At 64.1% G+C, this 21,355-nt stretch carries 16 protein-coding genes; 11 read left to right on the forward strand and 5 right to left on the reverse strand.

From position 1 onward, the window contains the following. Nucleotides 1-42: 42 nt before the first annotated feature. Nucleotides 43-960, forward strand: coding sequence for a LysR family transcriptional regulator (locus BCV67_RS09140; protein WP_062170991.1), 918 nt, complete (start codon nt 43-45; stop codon nt 958-960). Nucleotides 961-2,407: 1,447 nt separating this feature from the next. Here BCV67_RS09140 and BCV67_RS09145 read toward each other — a convergent pair. The 4 genes from BCV67_RS09145 to BCV67_RS09160 form a co-directional block, all read right to left on the reverse strand. After that, nucleotides 2,408-2,854, reverse strand: a complete 447-nt coding sequence (locus BCV67_RS09145; RefSeq protein ID WP_062170989.1) for a DUF1579 family protein — start codon at nt 2,852-2,854, stop codon at nt 2,408-2,410. Between the two features lie 278 nt (nt 2,855-3,132). Next, nucleotides 3,133-3,504, reverse strand: coding sequence for a hypothetical protein (locus BCV67_RS09150; RefSeq protein ID WP_156455915.1), 372 nt, complete (start codon nt 3,502-3,504; stop codon nt 3,133-3,135). A gap of 202 nt (nt 3,505-3,706) precedes the next feature. Further along, nucleotides 3,707-5,611 (reverse strand): M61 family metallopeptidase, encoded by a 1,905-nt coding sequence (locus tag BCV67_RS09155; protein WP_065868097.1) that lies wholly within the window; start codon nt 5,609-5,611, stop codon nt 3,707-3,709. Between the two features lie 48 nt (nt 5,612-5,659). Continuing rightward, the gene (locus tag BCV67_RS09160) at nt 5,660-6,292 is read right to left on the reverse strand and encodes a DUF938 domain-containing protein (RefSeq protein WP_062172008.1); all 633 of its coding nucleotides are present in this window, start codon (nt 6,290-6,292) and stop codon (nt 5,660-5,662) included. A 153-nt stretch (nt 6,293-6,445) separates the two neighbouring features. On the opposite strand from BCV67_RS09160, the gene BCV67_RS09165 reads away from it, so the two are divergent. Continuing rightward, the gene (locus BCV67_RS09165) at nt 6,446-8,074 is read left to right on the forward strand and encodes a TldD/PmbA family protein (RefSeq protein ID WP_062170983.1); all 1,629 of its coding nucleotides are present in this window, start codon (nt 6,446-6,448) and stop codon (nt 8,072-8,074) included. A gap of 239 nt (nt 8,075-8,313) precedes the next feature. Here BCV67_RS09165 and BCV67_RS09170 read toward each other — a convergent pair whose 3' ends face one another. Further along, nucleotides 8,314-9,087 carry an SDR family oxidoreductase gene (locus tag BCV67_RS09170; protein ID WP_062170981.1) on the reverse strand — a complete coding sequence of 258 codons (774 nt, stop codon included), beginning with the start codon at nt 9,085-9,087 and terminating at the stop codon, nt 8,314-8,316. Nucleotides 9,088-9,191: 104 nt separating this feature from the next. Here BCV67_RS09170 and BCV67_RS09175 point away from each other — a divergent pair, with 104 nt between their 5' ends. From BCV67_RS09175 to BCV67_RS09215, 9 genes are all read left to right on the forward strand, one after another. Then, a complete protein-coding gene (locus tag BCV67_RS09175; protein ID WP_062170979.1) occupies nt 9,192-10,091 on the forward strand; it encodes a LysR family transcriptional regulator in 900 nt (299 codons plus the stop codon). Between the two features lie 278 nt (nt 10,092-10,369). After that, nucleotides 10,370-12,004, forward strand: coding sequence for a TldD/PmbA family protein (locus BCV67_RS09180; protein WP_062170977.1), 1,635 nt, complete (start codon nt 10,370-10,372; stop codon nt 12,002-12,004). Between the two features lie 21 nt (nt 12,005-12,025). Further along, a complete protein-coding gene (locus BCV67_RS09185) occupies nt 12,026-13,360 on the forward strand; it encodes a TldD/PmbA family protein (protein ID WP_062170974.1) in 1,335 nt (444 codons plus the stop codon). Between the two features lie 242 nt (nt 13,361-13,602). Continuing rightward, entirely contained in the window at nt 13,603-14,334 is a 732-nt protein-coding gene (locus tag BCV67_RS09190; protein ID WP_156455914.1) for a DUF4159 domain-containing protein, read from the forward strand. Between the two features lie 16 nt (nt 14,335-14,350). Beyond that, nucleotides 14,351-15,346: an AAA family ATPase gene (locus BCV67_RS09195; RefSeq protein ID WP_062170972.1), complete on the forward strand. Its 996-nt coding sequence runs from the start codon at nt 14,351-14,353 to the stop codon at nt 15,344-15,346. A gap of 15 nt (nt 15,347-15,361) precedes the next feature. Beyond that, nucleotides 15,362-16,264 (forward strand): DUF58 domain-containing protein, encoded by a 903-nt coding sequence (locus tag BCV67_RS09200; RefSeq protein ID WP_062170970.1) that lies wholly within the window; start codon nt 15,362-15,364, stop codon nt 16,262-16,264. Continuing rightward, nucleotides 16,261-17,409, forward strand: a complete 1,149-nt coding sequence (locus BCV67_RS09205; protein ID WP_062170968.1) for a BatA domain-containing protein — start codon at nt 16,261-16,263, stop codon at nt 17,407-17,409. The genes BCV67_RS09200 and BCV67_RS09205 overlap by 4 nt, the downstream gene beginning before the upstream one ends. Continuing rightward, complete coding sequence (locus BCV67_RS09210; RefSeq protein WP_062170967.1) at nt 17,406-19,547, forward strand: hypothetical protein; 2,142 nt, start codon at nt 17,406-17,408, stop codon at nt 19,545-19,547. Before BCV67_RS09205 ends, BCV67_RS09210 begins: the two co-directional genes overlap by 4 nt. Then, complete coding sequence (locus BCV67_RS09215; RefSeq protein ID WP_062170965.1) at nt 19,544-21,274, forward strand: hypothetical protein; 1,731 nt, start codon at nt 19,544-19,546, stop codon at nt 21,272-21,274. Before BCV67_RS09210 ends, BCV67_RS09215 begins: the two co-directional genes overlap by 4 nt. Nucleotides 21,275-21,355 lie beyond the last annotated feature (81 nt).

Genomic DNA, 21,355 nt, shown 5'->3' on the forward strand with positions numbered 1-21,355 from the left:
CATGCGAAAGTGAGCGACTTTCATACCCAAATCGGGACAATCATGCGCAGCGCCCTCGACCTGAACACCGTCCGCGTCTACGTGGCCGTAGTAGATGAGCAGAGCTTTTCCGGCGCGGCGCGCCTGCTGGCCGTGCCGTCCTCCAACGTCAGTCGCTACGTCGCCTCGCTGGAACGCAGGCTGGGAGTTCGCTTGCTGGAACGCAGCACCCGTCACTTGCGTATGACGGAAGCCGGCAGGCTGTTGTACGAACGCGCGAAACCGCTGCTGGACGCGCTGCTCTCCACCGAAGACGAACTCGGCGCAGTACAACGCGAGTTGAAGGGGCCTCTGCGAATGTGCATGCCAAACGAAGCACCAAGGCTGCTGGCTCCCATCCTCGCCGAATTCTGCAGCCTCCATCCCGGCATTGAACTGGAATGCGATACACGCCCAACCGGCCTGGAAGTGCTGCGGGAAGACATGGACCTCTCCATCGTCTTCCACCGCGGGCGCCAGGATGACAGTGCGTTCATCACGCGCGAACTCGCGACGTTGCCCAGCATCGTGGTCGCGGCGCCCGCGCTACTGGCCAAGACCGGGATGCCACGCCAAGTGCGCGAACTCAAGTCCTTGCCTTGTATTACCACCGTGAGTGCACTGAAGGGGCAACCCTGGCAGTTTCTCGACACGGCGGGCGACATCGTGAAGGTGCCTGTGCGCAGCCGCTATCGCGTCAACAGTGGGGAGCTTGCGGTAGCGGGCGCGCGTCAAGGCCTTGGCTTCGCAATCGTAGCGGCCTACCCATGCCAGGAAGATCTTGCTGCGGGGCGGCTGCAGGAAGTACAGCTGGATCTGGACCCTGCGCCGCTGCAATTGCTTGGCGCCTACAGTCACCGTCATTCGGTCACTGCCCGGGTTCGGGCGTTGCTGGAATTCATCCAGACGCGGCTGCAGTCAATCGAAGGCCTTTCGAGATGAATGCCAAACAGCGGCGTCCGGGCGAAGTTTCCGTAAATCGTTCTGCCTTTGAGCATAGGAGTGCTCAAAGGGCTCGATGCATGAAGCGTCAAAGTCAGACTTCAAGGACGATCTTCTCTGCCGTACCCATCTGACAAATGGATTACGGACAGTCGTATGTCCGGTGTCTGCTTTCGGCCAGAAGCGGACGTCAACCAGCGCCCCGACTCGTCCGAGTGAAGCCGCGCCGGAAATCGGCGTTGGCTTGACGAATTGTTAGTGCTCTGTAGCGTCGTCCTGCACTCTCGCTACTGTGCCACTCTCAATTTTCCAGAGTCCGGCAGGGGTAGAAACGTACATTGGCTTGGCTGCCCATAGCGCCCAGAACACGTGCGCCTCGGTCGGCACTGGGTCAAGCAAGTGCGTGACCATCATCGCCGCAACACGTGGCCCTGATCCAAGTTGGATGCAGGTGCGTGTGAAGCCCCGTTGGCCGAGCACAGACTTTCCATCAGATGCTATGTCCAAGCGATAGGTGCCGCCCAACGGAACCACGCCTTGTTTGGTTGTACCTGGGAGGAGGTAAACACGCCAACCCCGCAGCGGCGTGTCATTCGCTGGCAGAACAACCGTATTGTAAGTAGATGCGCAAGGCGAAAACCCAGAGGCTAGTGCTGCCGATCGAGCAGTGAACGCTGCTGCCTCGTACGCCGTTAGCTCCTCCGGGATATCCAAAGCTAGTGGCGCTCCAACTATTAGGCCTCCAGTAGTAACAACTGCTCGGTACAGGGCCTTCGTGACCAGAGCGTCTTGTGACCCCACAAACGTGACTGAGATATTTCCCTCTTTTTCTTCCGTGACCCAGCCTGCGACACGTCGATCTTTCCGAAATCCTCTGATTTTCAGTAAGGCATCAGTTGCTACCTCGGCTGCGCGATCGTGGACGAACAAAACTCCACCGATAGATTCAGCGGCGGAAATGCTTGCCCTTTCCTCAGTTGAGGTGAGTCCCTCGGGTTGATTGTCTTGCGCCTGAGCGGGGGCGACGATAAGTAGCAAAGTCAATAAACAGGTTCGATACAAGGGGAAACCTCATCAGAAAGCAAGCTACCTAATAGAAGGGCAGGTGGATCCGGTTATGCGGCCTGTACGCAAAGCACCATATGGCGTGCTACCCACTTTGGTACAGCTCGATCCTGGGGCGGCGAGGTCCAGCGAACAAGCTATCATGTGACCTGACTCAGCGGCGGTCTCGACCGTACCAATGCCCGCTATGGCTCGCAACCGGCTATTGAGACAGTCCGACGAGCCAGTAAATGAAGCGGGAAACAATGGTCAAAGGACGGTACACAGGTAACAGAATGGTCATCCAACAAGTTCGACCCCGATCAATCTGAACTTAATCCCTGCAACCCGAATTCCGGAGCTCCGGAATCTGCTATGAGCTACATAGGTTTGACCCTGATTCTTACAACGTCTTCTCAAGCAGGATCCTGACGAATGGCTTCCAGTGGTCGCCATCCAATTGCGTCCACTCGCCCATCAACCGGGACCCATCATCGCTGAAGCGTCCAACGAATCGTTGGCTCCTTCCGTCACTCGTGTAGTTGCACCCGTCGATTCTGGATACGAAATCATTCGTGTTGCCATCGTGATCGTAGCTTCGGCTGAAGAACTCGCCGGAAATGCTGTTGACCCCGATGATCTCGACCGACTGCACGCGCTGCGACCCCATCATGGCATCCACCTCATGCATCAGGAAGTGGCCGTTCGGCAGCCATGAGTAGATATCGGTCGCTCGGGAGGTCTCCCCTTCGCTGCCGTCAGGCTCCAGTGCTGTGATGGTGGTCTGCCACGTGCCGTTCAGGACATCGAGGCGGTGGTGATGCTCGGAATGGAAGGCGCTCTGGATCATGGAATTCTCCTGTGTGTGTCTACTCGACGAACCAGAGCGGTGAATCTCGACATGCCGATGCACTTTTCTTTGTCGGCCAGTCCGTGATCGCAGTGCGCATCTACTGCAAGCATGAAATTCCGCATCGATTGAGGGCGGTGCTCTTGGTCACTGGCAGATCGCTCACAGGTCCACCGCATCAACGACACCTTCATTCCATGCATTTTCTTTCGCCCAGTAGAGACACCTTCAACCGCTGACATGCCGCACCGCGAAACGGCGCCTGCGTGAACAGATTTTCAGTTGCCACGCCTCTCCTGCGAGCAGGCGTAACACATGTCCCGCACCGTCCTGCTGATTGACCAGGCTTCTTGGGATTTGTCATAGCTGAAACAGACGTTGGTGTCCGGAAAGCCTTTGTAGCTGAAATCGATCGTCTGGGTGATCAAGCCGTTAACTTTGAACGTCGCGCTATATGTCCCCGACGATTTGAGAACAACCATGGAGGCAAGCGTGCCCGGGCGCAGGACATCCATTTCGTAGCCATTGCTGAAGGATATTGTGTGCATATCTCCCGCTCTGGCGGGCGTACCGCCATTTACGCAGGCCAGTGGTTCGTCCTCCAGGATCGGCCTTGATGCGTGCGCCCAAGGTGACAGCAGGATCAACATGATCAGTACGACTGTTCTCATGGTGCCAGACTCTGAAGTTGGGGTTGTTCGCGTAGCGGGTTGAACTATTGGGCGCCGGACTGTGGCTTCCTGTTGCTGTTGTGGAGGTACTTCTTTCCTTAGAAGCTCCCCTCATCCGCCCCTTCGGGGCACCTTCTCCCGCTGGCGGGAGAGGGGACATTCATGCTCCACGTACGCGGCCTTACCTCCGCGCCGCCAGAATCCGAGTCAACAAATCCGCCGTCCCCTCAATCCGGCGCAGATGCGGATACCGCAATCCCTCGCGGTAATCGATGCGCACCGTGCGGAAACTATCCGCCTGCCGCACGATCAACTCGATCGGTGTGCTGTTCTGTTTGCCATCCTTCACTGCCTGCTTCAACCGGCCACCGCTGTAAGCCAGGCCATTCACCGCAACAATCGTCACGTCCTTGGCCAGGCCCGCCTTGAATGCCGGGCTGTCCCAGCCAACAGCCTGCAGCACGCCATCACTGCCCGCCTTCAAACCCAGCGAGTACTGCAGGTCCGTTGCGCCATCTGCCTCGCCGTCGGCAATCACCAGGTTCGGTTGCTCGTCGTAGTACAGCTCCCAACCGGCGGCAGCCAAACCATCCGGTGCCTTGCCATCGCGTGCATCCAGGCGGCTGCCGATGAAGGCGTCCCAATCGCCGGGTTGCACGGCTTCCAGTCCCTGCATCACGTCGGCGCGCTCATATAGACGGATGTCGCCCTGCTTACCGCCTTGATGGAAGCGCTTGGCGAAATCGTCCAGCGTTACCTTGCCTTTGGACAAACTACGCAGCCGCGCATCCACGCCCAGCCACAGCAAGGTGCTTTCGTTGTAGAACTCGAACGCTCGCTGCCAATCGGCCCAGGCCTGCGGCTTGGAATTGAAATCAAGAATGCCCTGGTGCACGGTGTCCTGCAGGTCACGCCATTGGCGGCCGGGCTGGGTGGCGTAATTGGCCTGTAGCTGGGCCAGCATCGCCATGGCGTAGTCCGGCTTCCACAGGCCCGAACGTGCGGCCAGTACAACTGCCCAGTATTGGGTCTGGCCTTCGTACATCCACAGGTCGTCGTTGAACATTGGCGCGTTGTAATGCGGCACCCAGGTTGGGCGCGGGCGCCAGGCCTTGCCTATCCACGCGTGGGCGTATTCGTGCGGCAGCAGGTCGTTGTCGGTATACGGGCGCTCACCGCGCAGGTAACCGTCGTGCATGCCGTTCTCGCTGCTCTGCGCATGTTCCAGGCCGATGCCGCTGAATACATCCGACACTGCCAACAAGAAGTTGTAGCGCGTATACGGTCGCGAACCGAACACCGCATCGGCCTCACGCACCAGCGCGCGATGTGCGTCCAGCACCTTGGCATCGGCTTGCAGGCCTTGCGGGTTCTCGCCGACCACGTCCAGCCACACCGGTTGCTTGGACGCTTCATCCAATGCGAAGCGCTTGAAGTACTGGCCCGCGAATACCGGTGAATCAATCAGGGTCATCAGCGACACCGGCTTGTACTGCTCCGTGCCACCGCTGTGCTGGGCGACGTCCAGGGCGGTGCCGCTCTGCCAGCCTTCCGGCAGACGCAGGCTGGGTTTGATCTGGATGCCACGCGCGTCGTAACCGGCCGGGTACAACAGCACGCGGTGCCATTGCAGGTCGAGCATGTTCGGCGTCATCGCCACGCGGCCCTGGTCGGACGCGGTCGGTGACAGGTACTGGAACTCGATATCGAGCATGCTCACGCCTTCCGGCACCTGCAGCTTGAAGGCGTACATATCGCCGGAATCACGCGTCCATTGCAGTGCCTGGCCGTTGCCACGGATGACCAGGCCGGCCATCTGGTTGATCGGGCCGGTAGGCGCGTGGTTGCCGGGGATCCACTGCGGATACCACAGGGTCAGCGCGCCGGCCGACACCGGAATGCGCTGGTGCACGCGCTGGATGCGGCGCTGCAGGTCACTGGCATCCACCTCCAGCTCGATCATGCCCGGGTAACTGGCCTGCACCTGCATTGCCGCCGCGCGTGCATCCATGGGCTGCGCCTGCGCGCATGCCAACGGCGCTGCGGCACCCAGCATCATCGCCAACAACCAGTTACGTCCCCGCATCACGCACCGCCCTTTGCCTGAAGTGATTGCATCCTAGCCCGGTCAGCTTCAGCCGCGCATCCGCTGCCATACCAGGCAACGGTTGTTGGCAGGCATGGCCGCATCCTCACGCAGCACCAGCTGCTGCGCACGCGCCAAGGCGTCGACGGCCTCGAAATCGCGGATGCCCGAGCGCGGGTCCCGCGCCTTCAACCAGCCGTCGAAGTTGTGGTTGCTGTCGCTGGTGAATGCACCGTTGTAGTTGAACGGCCCATAGGCGATGAACAGTGCATCGGGCGCCATCAACATCGGCAAGCCAGCAAACACCGCCTGCACCTCCTCCCAGCCCATGATGTGCAGGGTATTGGCGGTGAACACTGCATCGAAGCCGGCCACGTCGTCATGCACGGGCAGCGGCGGCAGCGGTTGCAGGCCGCCGCCGACCACCGCCTGCAGTTCCAGCGCTGGCGGGGTATTGGGCAAACCGGCCTCGTCCAGCCATAGGCTGATGCCGGGCAGATGATCGCGGTGATCGCTGGCCTGCCAGCGCAGCCAAGGCAGTGCGGCGGCGAAGTGCACGGCGTGCTGGCCGGTGCCGCTGCCAATCTCCAACACGCTGCAGGCCTGGCCGAGGTAGCGCTGCAGCACCCGCAGGATGGGCGCGCTGTTGCGCTCGCAGGATTCGGCGTAGGGCTTGGTCATGATCGGGGCCTGTTGATAACACTGCAGATTGTGCCGCAGTGCCGATTTGCGGCCATGCATGACGATGGTCACTTGTGCTCAAACCCTCGTCCCGCCGAGATTCAAGGGTCTTGTGCGGTGCAGTGCATCGCTGGCTCTGGAGTTCCGTCCGTCATGCAACGCCGCCAGTTTCTTTCGCTTTCCGGCCTCGGCCTCGCCGGTTTCATGCTGCCCAATGCCCAGTTGATTGCAGCTGAGGAGTTGTTGGCTCCGGCCGATGTAGCCAAGAAGAAGCTGCTGGCTGACACCGTGCTGGCGCTGGCCAAACAGGGCGGCGCCAGCTACTGCGATGTGCGCATTGGCCGTTACCTCAACCAGGCCATCGTCACCCGGGAAGCGCAGGTACAGAATGTCACCAACAGCGAGTCGGCCGGCGTTGGCATTCGTGTGATTGTCAATGGCGCCTGGGGCTTTGCCGCCAGCAACCAGTCCACCGCGCAGGGTGTGGCCGCGGCGGTGGCGCAGGCGCTGGCCATTGCCCGCGCCAACGCGAAGATCCAGACCAAGCCGGTGCAGCTGGCACCCACGCCGGGCGTGGGCGAGGTGCAGTGGAAGACGCCGTTCCGCCAGAACGCGATGGCCGTGCCGGTCAAGGACAAAGTAGAGCTGCTGCTGTCGATCAACGCCGCTGCGATCAATGCCGGCGCCAACTTCATCAACTCGCAGCTGTTCCTGGTCAACGAGCAGAAATATTTCGCCTCCAGCGACGGCTCGTGGATCGACCAGGACGTACACCGCATCTGGCTGCCCTTCACCGCCACCGCCATCGACAAGGCCAGCGGCAAGTTCCGCACCCGCGCCGGGCTATCGGCGCCGGCGGGCATGGGCTGGGAATTCCTGGAAGGCAACGCCGCCGACAAGCACCCGCTGCCCGGTGGCGTGGTCGGCTATGGCCATTCCTATGACCCGGTGGAAGACGCCATCGCTGCCGCCAGGCAGGCACGTGCCAAGCTCACTGCGCCTTCGGTGAAGCCGGGCAAGTACGACCTGGTGCTGGACCCCTCCAACCTGTTCCTGACCATCCACGAGAACGTCGGCCATCCGCTGGAACTGGACCGCGTGCTTGGCTACGAGGCCAATTACGCCGGCACCAGCTTCGCCACCCTGGACAAGCGCGATGCCGGCTTCCGTTGGGGCAGCGACATCGTCAATTTCACTGCCGACAAGACCGCGCCTTACAGCCTGGGTGCGGTGGGTTACGACGATGAAGGGGTGAAGACCCGCAAGTGGGATCTGGTCAAGGACGGCGTGCTGGTCAATTACCAGGCCACCCGCGATGAGGTGCATATCCTCGGCGAGAACGCCTCGCACGGTTGCAGTTATGCCGACTCGTGGAAGAGCGTGCAGTTCCAGCGCATGGCCAACGTGTCGCTGGCGCCGGGCAAGACGCCGCTGGCCCCGGCGCAGATGGTCAAGGACGTGGAGAACGGCATCTACATCCATGGCCGTGGTTCGTATTCGATCGACCAGCAGCGCTACAACGCGCAGTTTGGTGGTCAGCTCTGCTACCAGATCAAGAACGGCGAGATTGCCGGCATGGTCGAGGACGCGGCGTACCAGATCCGTACGCCGGAGTTCTGGAATGCCTGCGCGGCCATCTGTGATGAGCGCGATTTCCGCATGGGCGGTTCGTTCTTTGACGGCAAGGGCCAGCCGGGGCAGGTATCGGCGGTGTCGCATGGTTCGGCGACTACGCGCTTCAATGGGGTGAACATCATCAATACGGCGCGGTCGTTGGGGTAAGGCATAGAGCTGCCCTCACCCCAACCCCTCTCCCGCAAGCGGGAGAGGGGCTATCAGATCGCAGGCTTGGCCGTGGACTCGCAGATCGCAGGCTTGGCCGTAGACTCCCTTCTCCCGTCTACAGGGTTAAGAACAGGCGCTTACGAGCCCAAGGCTCGTGACTGTTCGTACGCCCCGCGTGCTACGCGGGGCCGGGGCGCGCAGCGAGGTGTCCCGAAGGGGCGGATGAGGGGAAGCTTTCAGCGCGTCGTATAACCACCATTGACCAGGATCGTCTGCCCGGTCATCCACCAGCCGTCCGATACCAGGAAGCGTACCCACGGCACGATGTCCTCGATGTCGGTCAGGCCGGTCTTGGAGAACGGCGACAGCGCTGCCGCCGTCTTGTGGTACGCCACCGCATCAGCACCCTCGGCCGGGTAAAAGAACGGCGTATCCATCGGCCCCGGGCCGATCGCGGTCACCGATATGCCGCGCTCGCCGAATTCCTTGGCCGCCGCACGCGTGTAGTGCTCCACCGGCGCCTTGGTGCCTGCATAGCTGGAATAGAACGGCGTGAACGCGCCCAGCAACGAGGTCACCAGCGTGCATACCTTGCCGTTGTCGGCGAGATGAATGCCGGCTTCCTTGAGGAAGAAGAAGGCGGCCTTGTTGTTCACCGCATCCATCGCATCGAACTCGGCTTCGCTGATCTGCGTCATCGGCTTCTTCAGCACCTTGCCAACCGTGTTGACCGCGATATCGATGCGGCCCAGTGCCTGCTTCGCATCGTGGAACAGCTGCTCCATCGCCGCGGCCGAGGTCAGGTCGGCCTGGAACAGATGCGCATCGGCGCCAGCGGCACGCACTGCCTCGGCAGTGGCTTCGGCCTCGGCCCGGGCAGCGTTGCTGTTGTAGTGGATGGCGACGCCGCGGGCGCCCTGGCGGGCGAAGTCCCGGGCCAGCAGGCCGCCCAGGTTCTTGGCGCCACCGGCGATGAGGACGGTCTTGCCTTGGATGCGATGCTCGGTCACGGCGAACTCCTGTGGTTGGGGAATGCCTCAGAGCCTATCGGCTTGGTTTTCCGGATAAAGCCGGTCATCCTGACTTCACTTGTCGGCCAACCCGGACAATCGCCGTGGACCGTATCGAGCTGTACCGGGTTTTCGTCCGTGTGGTGGACTGCGCCGGCTTCACCCGCGCCGCCGACCAGCTCAACCTGCCCCGCTCCACGGTCTCCGAAGCGGTGCGCACGCTTGAACAACGCCTGGGCACCCGCCTGCTCCACCGCACCACCCGCCAAGTCACGCCCACCCAGGATGGCCTGCTGTTCCATGCCCGCTGCCAGCAGTTGATCGCTGATGCGGACGAGGCCGAGCAGTTGTTCCGGCAATCGCCACAGACCCTGAGTGGGCGGATCAAGGTGGACCTGCCCGGGCGCATCGGCCGCCTGATCGTCGCCCCGGCATTGCCCGGTTTCCTGCAGGCACATCCGCAGATCGACGTCGAGCTGGGCATGACCGATCGCAGCATCGACCTGGTCGAGGACGGCGTGGATTGCGCGCTGCGGGTCGGCCCGCTGCAGGACTCACGCCTGGTGGCGCGCGGTGTGGGTCAGCTGCCGCTGATCAACGTGGCCAGTCCTGCCTATGTGGAGGCGCATGGCATGCCGCTGCATCCCTCGCAGCTGGGCACGCATTGGGGTGTGCTCTATGCATCGCCCGGCAGCGGCCGGGTGGAAGCTTGGGAATGGCGCGAGAACGGCATCCTGCGCAGCCAACCGATGGTGGGGCGTGTCACCGTCAACAACGCCGAAGCCTATATCGCCTGTTGTATTGCCGGTCTGGGCCTGATCCAGATTCCCGCCTACGACGTGCGCGCGGAGCTGGCTGCCGGCAGCCTGCTGGAAGTCATGCCGGCGCATCGCGCCGATCCCATGCCGATGCATCTGCTGTTTCCGCATCGTCGTCATCCCTCGCAGCGCCTGCGGGTATTCGTGGAGTGGTTGCAGCAGGTGCTGGAGGATGCGGTTGGGTGAGTGGATTCTTTTTTGCCTGCCACAAGGCAGTGCAAAAGCTTACCCCTCCCCAACCCTTGGCCTATGGCCAAAGGAAGGGGGCGTACTCCCTCCCTTCGAGGGTTGGGAGGGGTTGGCTGTTCGCAGAAAATCCAAATAACCACCGCTTCCATGCCTAAAGTCACTACCGCTGCAAACCCGGTCCCGCAAAAATCGAACAGTTCGCAGATCACCGCGAAGCCACCGTCGTTTGTTGCCGTAGTGCCCGCCTTGCGGGCCTTGCCCCGTGGAGAGCAGCCTTGCAGAGACGTGACTTCCTAGCCCTGACCGGGCTTACCGCTGGCGGCCTGATGGTGCCGTCCTTCTTCGGCAAGGCCATCGCCGCCGAACAACTGTTGACCGCGCTCGATCCGGCCATCAAGAAGCGCCTGGCAGATGACGCACTGAATGCAGCGCGGGCTGCCGGCGCCACGTACTGCGATGTGCGCATCGGCCGCTACCTGCGCCAGTTCGTCATCACCCGCGAGGACAAGGTCCAGAACGTGGTGAACACCGAATCCACCGGTACCGGCATCCGCGTCATCGTCAATGGTGCCTGGGGCTTTGCCGCCACCAACGACCTGAGCCCGGCCGGTGTGGTCAAGGCCGCACAGCAGGCCGCCGCCATCGCCAAGGCCAATGCCAAGGTGCAGACCGCGCCGGTGCAGTTCGCCAAGGCGCCCGGCTACGGCGAGGTCAGCTGGCGTACGCCGATCAAGAAGAACGCAATGGAGGTGCCGATCAAGGACAAGGCCGACCTGCTGCTGGGTGTGAATGCCGCCGCCATGGGTGCTGGCGCCAGCTTCGTCAATTCGATGCTGTTCCTGGTCAACGAGCAGAAGTACTTCGCCTCCACCGACGGCTCCTATATCGACCAGGACGTGCACCGCATCTGGGCACCGATGACGGTCACCGCCATCGACAAGGCCAGCGGCAAGTTCCGCACCCGCGCCGGCCTGTCCTCGCCGATGGGCCTGGGCTACGAATACCTGGATGGCGACGCCTCCGGCAAGACCGTGCTGCCCAACGGCGTCACCGTCTACGGCCAGTCCTACGACATGCGCGAAGACGCCATCGCCGCCGCCAAGCAGACGCAGGAAAAGCTCAAGGCGCCGTCGGTCAAGCCGGGCAAGTACGATCTGATCCTGGATCCGTCGCACACCTGGCTGACCATCCACGAATCGGTTGGCCATCCGCTGGAGCTGGACCGCGTGCTCGGCTACGAAGCCAACTATGCCGGCACCAGCTTCGCCACGCTGGACAAGCGCGAGGCGCATTTCCAGTACGGCAGCGACAAGGTCAACATCTTCGCCGACAAGACCCAGCCCGGTTCCTTGGGCGCGGTGGCCTACGACGACGAAGGCGTGAAGACCAAGCGCTGGCCGTTGATCAGCGATGGCAAGCTGGTGGACTACCAGACCATCCGCGACCAGGCGCACATCCTGGGCAAAACAGAGTCCGATGGCTGCTGCTATGCCGATTCGTGGTCCAGCGTGCAGTTCCAGCGCATGGCCAACGTCTCGCTGGCCGCCGGCAAGACCCCGCTGTCGGTGGCCGACATGATCAAGAATGTCGAGAACGGCATCTACATCATCGGTGACGGTTCGTTCTCCATCGACCAGCAGCGCTACAACGCGCAGTTCGGTGGCCAGCTGTTCTACGAAATCAAGAACGGCCAGATCACCCGCATGCTCGAGGACGTGGCCTACCAGATCCGCACGCCGGAATTCTGGAACGCCTGCAGCGCCATCGCCGACGAACGCGACTACCGCCTGGGCGGTTCGTTCTTCGACGGCAAGGGCCAGCCTGGCCAGGTCTCGGCCGTATCGCACGGCTCGTCCACCGCCCGTTTCGACGGCATCAACGTCATCAATACCGCGCGCAGCCTCGGCTGATCGTCAAGGAGCTTCTGAACCATGAGCATCTTCACCGAACAGGAAGCCAAGGCCATCCTGGACAAGGTCATCGCGCTGTCCAAGGCCGATGAATGCACCGCCACGCTGGCCGGCTCGGTCGACGGCAACATCCGTTTCGCACTGAACAACGTCTCCACCAGCGGCATTGTCAGCAATGCCGAACTGGCCGTGCAGGTAGCCTTCGGCAAGCGCGTCGGCACCGCCTCGATCAACGAATTCGACGACGCCTCGCTGGAACGTGTGGTGCGTCGTGCTGAAGACCTGGCCAAGCTGGCGCCGGAAAATCCGGAATTCATGCCGGCCATCGGCAAGCAACAATACCGTTCGAGCCCGACCTTCAGCGAATCGACCGCGGCCATCACCCCGGAGTTCCGCGCCCAGGTAGCGGCTGACTCGATCACTCCCTGCCGTGGCCACGGACTGATCGCCGCCGGCTTCCTGGAAGACGGCAATGGTTTCGTCGCCATCGCCAACAGCAATGGCAACTTCGGTTACCAGAAGACCACCAACTTCAATTACACCTGCACCGTGCGCACCGAAGACGGTCGCGGCTCGGGCTGGGTGGGCCGCAACCTCGCCAACGCTGCCGACTTCAAGGCCGACCAGGACATCGAGATCGCCAAGCGCAAGGCCACCGAATCGGCCGAAGCCAAGGCACTGGAGCCGGGCAAATACACGGTGATCCTGGAACCAGCAGCCGCCGCTGGCCTGATCAGCTTCATGATGAATTTCTTCAGCGCACGCTCGGCCGATGAAGGCCGCAGCTTCCTGTCCAAGAAAGGCGGCGGCAACAAGCTGGGCGAGCAGGTCTACGACAGCAAGGTGAATCTGTTCGCCGATCCGTGGCATCCGGACGCAGCGGTGCTGCCGTGGGACGGCGAAGGCATGCCGCGCGAGCGCATCGCCATCATCGAGGACGGCAAGGTCGCCAACCTGGATTACTCGCGCTACTGGGCGCAGAAGCAGGGCAAGACGGCCAAGGCCAGCGCCGGCAACCTGCTGATGAGCGGCGGTACCAAGTCGATCGCCGAGCTGGTGCGTGGCACCGACAAAGGCATCCTGGTCACCCGCACCTGGTACATCCGCATGGTCGACCCGCAGACCGTGCTGCTGACCGGCCTGACCCGCGACGGCACCTTCTACATCGAGAACGGCCAGATCAAGCACCCGGTGAAGAACTTCCGCTTCAACGAATCGCCGGTGATCATGCTCAACAACATCGACGAGCTGGGCAAGCCGGTGCGTGTTGCCGGTGATGAGTCGAGCTTCGTGATGATGATCCCGCCGATGAAGCTGCGTGACTTTACGTTTACGTCGTTGTCGGATGCTGTTTGATTGAAACTTCTTGGAGTTCGAGTTGTGGCTTGAGCCGTAGCTTCCGGGTTCGGCTTTAGCTTCTGGCTTTAGCTTCTGGCTTTTGCTTGCAGCTTCTGATTTGGCTGTTGCTTCATCCCTTCTCCCGCCTGCGGGAGAAGGTGCCCCGAAGGGGCGGATGAGGGGAGCTCTTGCTCTACGTGCGTTAAGAGCGCCCTCACCCCAACCCCTCTCCCGTAAACGGGAGAGGGGCTTTCAGCTTCCTGAGATTTTGGCCTTTGTCCTCACCCCGTCTAACGCGAGCGCAATTCCTTCACCTGCTGCTGGGCGGCGCGGTGACGGCCGCCTTGCCCGGCGTGGCACGCGCACAGGCCAGCCGCTACGACTTCTGGTTCACCCGCCTGCGCTATGACTCCGGTGACTGGGATGTGGATGCGCGCATGCCGTCCAACCTGATCACCTCGCTGGTCGACTACACCACCCTGCGCGTGGACCCCAACGAACATGTGATCGCGCTGTCCGACCCGAAGATGCTGCGCGCACCGTTCTGCTACCTGGCCGGCCACAAACTGGTCGAGTTCAACCCGGAAGAGCGCCGCAACTTTGAACGCTACGTGCGCAACGGCGGCTTCGTCTTCGTCGATGACTGCAACCACGATATCGACGGCCTGTTCGCCACCTCCTTCGAAGCACAGATGCGCAGCATCTTCGGCGCCACCGCATTGAAGAAGCTGCCCAACAACCACGCCGTCTACAACAGCTTCTTCAAGTTCCCCGAAGGCCCGCCCGCCACCGGCTTCGAGCTCAATGGCTGGGGCGACGACCTGGTCCATGATTACCTCAAGGGCATCGAAATCGATGGCCGGCTGGGCGTGCTCTACAGCAACAAGGACTACGGTTGCGAATGGGACTACGACTGGCGCAACAAACGCTTCCTGGCCGAAGACAACACCAAGTTCGGCGTGAACATCGTGATGTACGCACTGACGCATTGACCCCACAGGTGACCGCATGACTGCCCCCGATCCCAGCCACGATGTCGATTCACTGCTGCCGCGCCTGGCCGAGCTGCGCAGCGCGCTTGCGCAGGCCGTGGTGGGCCAGCATGACGTCGTCGAACAACTGCTGATCGGCCTGCTGGCCGGCGGCCACTGCCTGCTCGAAGGCGCGCCCGGACTGGGCAAGACCCTGCTGGTGCGCTCGCTCGGGCAGGCGCTGGAACTGCAGTTCCGCCGCGTGCAGTTCACCCCTGACCTGATGCCCAGCGACATCCTCGGCACCGAGCTGCTGGAAGAAGACCATGGCACCGGCAAGCGCGCGTTCCGCTTCCAGCAGGGCCCGATCTTCACCAACCTGCTGCTGGCCGACGAACTCAACCGCACGCCGCCCAAGACCCAGGCCGCCCTGCTCGAGGCCATGCAGGAACGCACGGTCAGCTACGCCGGCACCACCTACGCCCTGCCCTCGCCGTTCTTCGTGCTGGCCACGCAGAACCCGATCGAGCAGGCCGGCACCTACCCGTTGCCCGAAGCGCAGCTGGACCGTTTCCTGCTGCATGTACGCGTGGACTACCCCAGCGAAGCCGAGGAGCGCGACATCCTGGCGCAGACCACCGGCAGCCACAGCGGCGTGGTGCCCAAAGTGATGAACGCCGAAGCGGTGAAGGCACTGCAGGCAGCAGTGCGCGACGTGCACATCAGCCCCGACCTGCTGAGCTGGATCACCCGCCTGGTCCGCGCCAGCCGCCCCGGCGACGGCGCACCGGCGGAAGTGAACAACTGGATCAAATGGGGCGCCGGCCCGCGTGCCGGTCAATCATTGGTGCTGGCCGCCAAGGCCCGCGCCCTGCTGCAGGGCCGCTTTGCCGCTACCCGCGAGGATGTGCAGGCGCTGGCCGCACCGGTGATGCGCCATCGCCTGCTGCTGTCCTTCGCCGCCGAGGCCGAGCACAAGAGCGCCGATGACGTGATCGCCGCGCTGCTGCGTGCGGTGCCGTTCCCGGCCTGATACGACCACTGAAGCATGGCCGCCCCCACGCCACCGCTGATCCCCGCCGATGTGCGCAGCCGCCTGCGCAGCCTGCGGCTGTGGCCGCAGCGGGCCAGCGGCAGCCGTGGCATCGGCGCGCACGCCAGCCGCAGCCGCGGCGCCGGGCTGGAGTTCGCCCAATACCGCGCCTATGAACCCGGCGACGAACTGCGCCAGATCGACTGGAAACTCTACGCACGCTCGGACCGCTTCTTCGTACGCGAATCCGAACGCGAAAGCCCGATCACCGTCTGGCTGCTGCTCGATTGCAGCGCCTCGATGGGCCAGGCCGACCAGGCACGCCCGCACTGGCAACGGCTGGACGCCGCCAAGGCATTGGTCGCCTGCGTTGCCGAGCTGGCCATGCAGCAAGGCGACGCCTTCGGCCTGATCGCGCTGCGCGATGATGGCGTGCAACTGCTGCCCGCCGGCAATGGCCTGCGCCAGCGCGATCGCCTGCATCTGCAGCTGCACGCCCTGCGTGCGCACGGGCAATGGCCGCCACAACAACGTCTGTCGCCGCTGTGGGAACGCATTGCCAGCAACGACCTGGTGGTGATGATCGGCGACGGCTTCGACGAAGCCGGCATTGAACTTGCCGAGCGTCTGGCCAAGGCTGGGCGCGATGTGGTGCACCTGCAGTTGTTGACGGTGGAAGAACGCGATTTCCCGTTCCGCGATGGCCATCGCTTCCGCGACCCTGAAACCGGCGACGAACTGCTCAGCGACGGCGCCAGTGTGCGCAGCACCTATCTGTCGCGGTTCGGCGAAGCGCAGCGCGTTCTGGATGCACGCCTGCAGGCGGCCGGCATCCGCCACGACACCGCCTATCTGGACGAGGCCATCGATGCGCCGCTGCAGCGCCTGTTCGGGCGCCGCGCCGGGAGTGGTGCATGAGCCTGCTGTGGTTGTTCCCGGCCGGCTTCATCGCGCTTACGGCACTGCTGCTGCCGCTGCTGATCCATCTCGCCCGCCGCAGCGAACAACGCATCATCGATTTCGCCGCGCTGCGCTGGCTCTCGGCCAGGCCACGGCCGCGTCGGCGTATCCGTTTCGACGAATGGCCGCTGCTGCTGCTGCGGCTGCTGCTGCTTGCCTTGTTGGCGCTGCTGCTGGCCCGGCCGGCACTCACCGGCGTGGCCGACATGCAACCCCGTGTCGCGGTGCTGCCTGGCATCGATCTGGCCGTTGCCCGACGTGCCGTAGCAGATGCAGATGCGAAATGGCTGTGGCTGGCACCGGGCTTCCCGCCCATCGCCAAGAGCGCAGCACCGCCAGCTGCACAGCCCGTCTCCAGCCTGCTGCGCGCGTTGGACGCCAGCCTGCCGGCCGGTACCGCGCTGACCGTCGTGGTGCCATCGGTACTCGATGGTCTGGATGCCCAGCGCCCGCGGCTGTCGCGTGCATTGCATTGGCAGGTGGTGGAGCAGCCAGCATCGACCGGTAAACCAGTGACCATTGCGCCGCCTGCGATGCAGGTTCGCCACGACGAGGCCGGCAAGCAAGGCCTGCGTTACCTCAATGCCGTCGCCAGCGCATGGAATGGGCCCAGGCCTCAAGCCGCAAACGACAGCAGCGCTTTCAGCGATGACGACAAACTGCATGTGTGGCTGTTGGCCAAGCCGCTGCCTGCCGATACAGCTACCTGGTTGCAACATGGCGGCCGCCTGCTGGTGGACGCACGCACGCCTGTGCCCGCCGATGCGCAGCGCACACCGCTGTGGCGCGATGACAGCGGCGTGCTGATCATCGAGCAGGTCAGCACGCCTCGCGGCCGGTGGTTGCGTTGGGCGGCGCCGCTGCAACCTGCAAGCCTGCCGATCCTGCTTGATGCCGACTTCCCGCGCGGTCTGCGCGCCGTGCTGCAGGCCGCACCGACGCCACGTCGCGCCCTGGCCGCAACGGTGCAGCCGGAAACCGGCGCCGCCGCGTATCCGCAGCCCGCGAAGGAGCTGTCGCATTGGTTGCTGCTGGCAATTGCCTTGCTGTTCCTGCTTGAACGCTGGTTTGCCAGCGCGCCCCGCCGCAGGAGCCCGCAATGAACGCGCGCGCCTTGCTGCAGGCGGCACGCCGCCGCACGCTGCTGATATGGCTGTGCGCCAGCCTGCCGCTGGCCCTGGCCACCGGCCTGTTGGCGGCGCGCGTGCTGGGCTTCGATGCCGGCTATATCGTCTGCACGCTCGCACTGTTGATGGCGGTCGGCGCTGCTGTCTGGCGCGCGCGGCGCCTGGATGTGCGCTGGTTGATCGCCCGGTTGAACGAGCACCCGCGCTTCGAGGACAGCGCCGATCTGCTGTTTGCCGCAGCCAGCACACTCAATCCTTTGCAGCAGCGGCAGCGGCAGCACATCGAACAGCGCCTGCAGCGCGATCCAGCTGACCTTCGCCCACGCTGGCCCTGGCGGCGCGTGCTGCTGTGCTGGCTGATTGCGGCGCTGGTGGTGGCCGCTACGCTGCTATGGCCGCGCAGTGCAGGCAATGCAGCGGTTGCCGTGGATGCAGAGCCGGTTGCCAGCAGTGCAGGCAACGGCGTGCCGGCACTGCGTGGCAGCTGGCTGCAGATAACGCCGCCGGCTTACAGCGGCCAAGCCGCAAGCTCGGGCGACAAGCTGGATGCGCGTGCGCTGCAAGGCAGCCGCCTGCAATGGCGCCTGCAGTTTGCGCCGCAACCGCAGCAGGCTTGGCTGCAGTTCCACGATGGCCGTCGCGTGGTCTTGCAACGTGATGACGACGACTGGCGCGGTACTGAAGTGCTGCAGCGTGCAGGCCTGTATCGGATCCACACACTGCCAGCCATGGCCGATGCCGGCCGCGCCTATCGTCTTGACGTGATCGTTGATCGTCCGCCGCAGGTGAAAGTGATCGAGCCGGCGCAGACGCTCAACCAGGCCGCACCGCGTCAACGCAGCTGGCAGCTGCGCTTCGAGGCGACCGACGATTTCGGCGTCAACAGCGCAGCGACGCTGGACATCACCACGGCAAAAGGCAGCGGCGAGAACATCAGCTTCCAGCAGCGCCAGCTCAGCCTGAACGGCAGCGGCCCGGCTACGGCGCGGCGCTTCGCCTATAGCGCAGACCTGGCCGCATTGGGTCTGGAGCCGGGCGATGAAGTGGTCGCACGCCTAAGCGTGCGCGACAACCGCAACCCGCAGCCGCAGGAAGCGCGCAGCGCCAGCCTGATCCTGCGCCTGCCCAGCGAACAACAGGTGCAGGCCAGCGATCTGGAAGGCGCGATCAAGAAAGTGATGCCGGCCTATTTCCGCAGCCAGCGGCAGATCATCATCGATGCAGAAGCGCTGCTCAAGCAGCGCGGCAGCCTGGACGCGGACACCTTCATCAAACGCTCCGACGCCATCGGCGTGGACCAGCGCATCCTGCGCCTGCGCTACGGCCAGTTCCTGGGCGAGGAAGCAGAAGGTGGCGCGAAGGCTCCGCCCACCGGCGATCTGCCCACCAGCGATGCACCCACGGCCGACAGCCATGCCGATCACGCCAACGATGACGGCCACGATCACGGCGGCAGAACCGCAACCGCACCGGTATTCGGCAGTGCCACCGATGTGCTGTCCGAGTACGGCCACACCCACGACCACGCCGAAGCCGCCACCCTGCTGGACCCGCAGACGCGCGCCATCCTCAAGGCCGCGCTGGATCAGATGTGGCAATCCGAAGGCCATCTGCGCCAGGGTCATCCCGATCAGGCACTGCCGTATGCCTACAAGGCGCTGGCCTTCATCAAGCAGGTGCAGCAGGCCGAGCGCATCTATCTGGCGCGCGTCGGCAGTGAATTACCGCCCATCGACATGGCCCGGCGCATGACCGGCAAGCGCGAAGGTCTGGGCAATCGTGCGGTGCAGCTCAGTGCGCGACCGGCCGCTGATGCGGTCGCCGCCAACGCATGGCAGGCCTTGGCGGACCGCGACGCCGCCGTCGATCTGGACGCGCTGTCGCGCTGGCTGGATGCCCATCCCAATGCCGTGCCCGATCCACTGGATGTTGTCGCCGCGATCGACGCACTGCGCCAGCAACCCGAATGCCAGCCGTGCCGGCACGCACTGCGCGCGCAGCTGTGGCCTGCACTGCGGCGCGCTGAAGGCCCGCCCGCGCGCCGCAACGGTGCCGATGCCAGTGGCCGTCGCTACCTTGAAGCGCTGTCGGCACCGCAGGAGTCCGCACGATGATGGTTTGGCTCCCCCTGACGCTGATCATGCTGGCCGTGGTTGTGGCCAGCCTGCGCTTCGCGCTGCCACCGCGCCCACCTGCGGTTCGACTGGCAACCCTGCTGTTGCTGCAGCTGGCTGCCGGCATCCTGCTGTACTTCACCCTGCAACCGCCCTCGCGCCCAGGCCACGCCGGCACGCTGGTGGTGGCGACGTCCGGCGCCAGCGCGACGGATTTGGCTGCGGTCCCGGCCGCAGCGTATGTACGCCTGCCTGAAGCGCCCGTCTTGGCGGCTGCGACAGCGGTGCCGGATCTGGCCAGCGCGCTGCGCCAGCGTCCAGGTACGCGCGAGCTGGTGGTCGTTGGCCAAGGTCTGCCGGCGCGCGACCGCGACACTGCCTTGCCACCATTGCGCTTCCTGCCCAACGCCGCACCGCTCGGCCTGGTGGAACTGCAGGCGCCGCCCCTGCTTGCACCCGGCGCTGCGTTCAGCGTCCACAGCCGTGTGCAGGGCATGCCGGGGGCGCGCGTGGAGCTGCTCGATCCTGCCGGTCATCGCGTGGATATCGTCGCGCCCGATGCCAGCGGACGCGTCACCCTGCATGCCAGTGCCCGTGAGCCTGGCGATGTCGGCTTCGTGCTGCGCGTGCTGGACGCGGGCGGCAAGGTCCTGGATCAACTGCCGGTGCCGGTGCGTACGCGTGCAAGCAGCGCCCCGACGATACGCGTGCTGGCCGGCGCGCCCGGCCCGGAGCTGAAGTATCTGCAGCGCTGGGGCAGCGACATCGGCGCGCGGCTGCAGACCAGCATGCTGATCGGCGGCGGACTGCAGCTGGGCGATGCACCGGCCGCGCTCGATGCAGCCAGCCTGGCGCGGCTGGACCTGCTGCTGCTCGATGAGCGGCGGCTCGCCTCACTATCCTCCGCGCAACGCGCGGCCATCACCGACGCGCTGCGCGCCGGGCTCGGTGTGCTGGTGCGCACCGGCAGCGCATTGGACGGCAATGCGCGACGCACATTGCGCGACTGGGGCCTGGATGCACACGGCGGCGATCAGGCCAGCACGGTGACACTGCGCACACTGACCGATGCCGAACAGAACAAGACGCCGCTCGTGGTTGAACGCTTCAACCTGGAATTCGGCAGTACGGAGGTGGTGCCTTTATTGCACGCCGCAGATGGCACGGCGATAGGCGGCTGGCGTGCGCTGGGCTTGGGCCGGATTGGCGTGCTGCCGATCACCGACAGCTATGCGCTGGTACTGGCGGGCCATGCCGATGCACACGCCGAACTGTGGAATGCCGCACTGGCAAGCGTGGCGCGGCCCCTTCCGGGCGCCTCCACGTCGCCATCGCCGGCATGGGCATGGAGCGGCGAGCGCCTAAGCCTGTGTGGTATGGCCGCGCCCGTGCAGATGATTGCCGATGACGGCAGCCGCACCGCGCTGCTGCCAGATCCTTCGGCTGACAACTGCGTTGCCGCGTGGCCGCAGAAGGCCGGCTGGCTACGTATTGAAGCGGGCGATCAGCACGACAGCATCCTGCTGCTGGATCCTGCCAAGGCAGTTGCACTGCATGCACAGCAGCTGCGTGATGCGACGTTTGCACTGCGAGGAAGTGCAGCATCTTCAACGCCGCTGCCAGTTCCGGGCCCACGCTGGCCTTGGCTGCTGGGCTTCGTACTGGTTGCGGCCCTGCTTTGGTGGTTGGAGCGCAGGCGGCCGGCTGGATTGGCAACGCAGGGCTGAAATCGCTTCGACAGTGCGTGGCGTTCCTGCAGCAACGGCATCAACGTCACTCTTCCGCATGGCGGCCATCTCTGCACGCTA

This window comes from Stenotrophomonas nitritireducens, from assembly GCF_001700965.1.
GTDB lineage: Bacteria > Pseudomonadota > Gammaproteobacteria > Xanthomonadales > Xanthomonadaceae > Stenotrophomonas > Stenotrophomonas nitritireducens_A.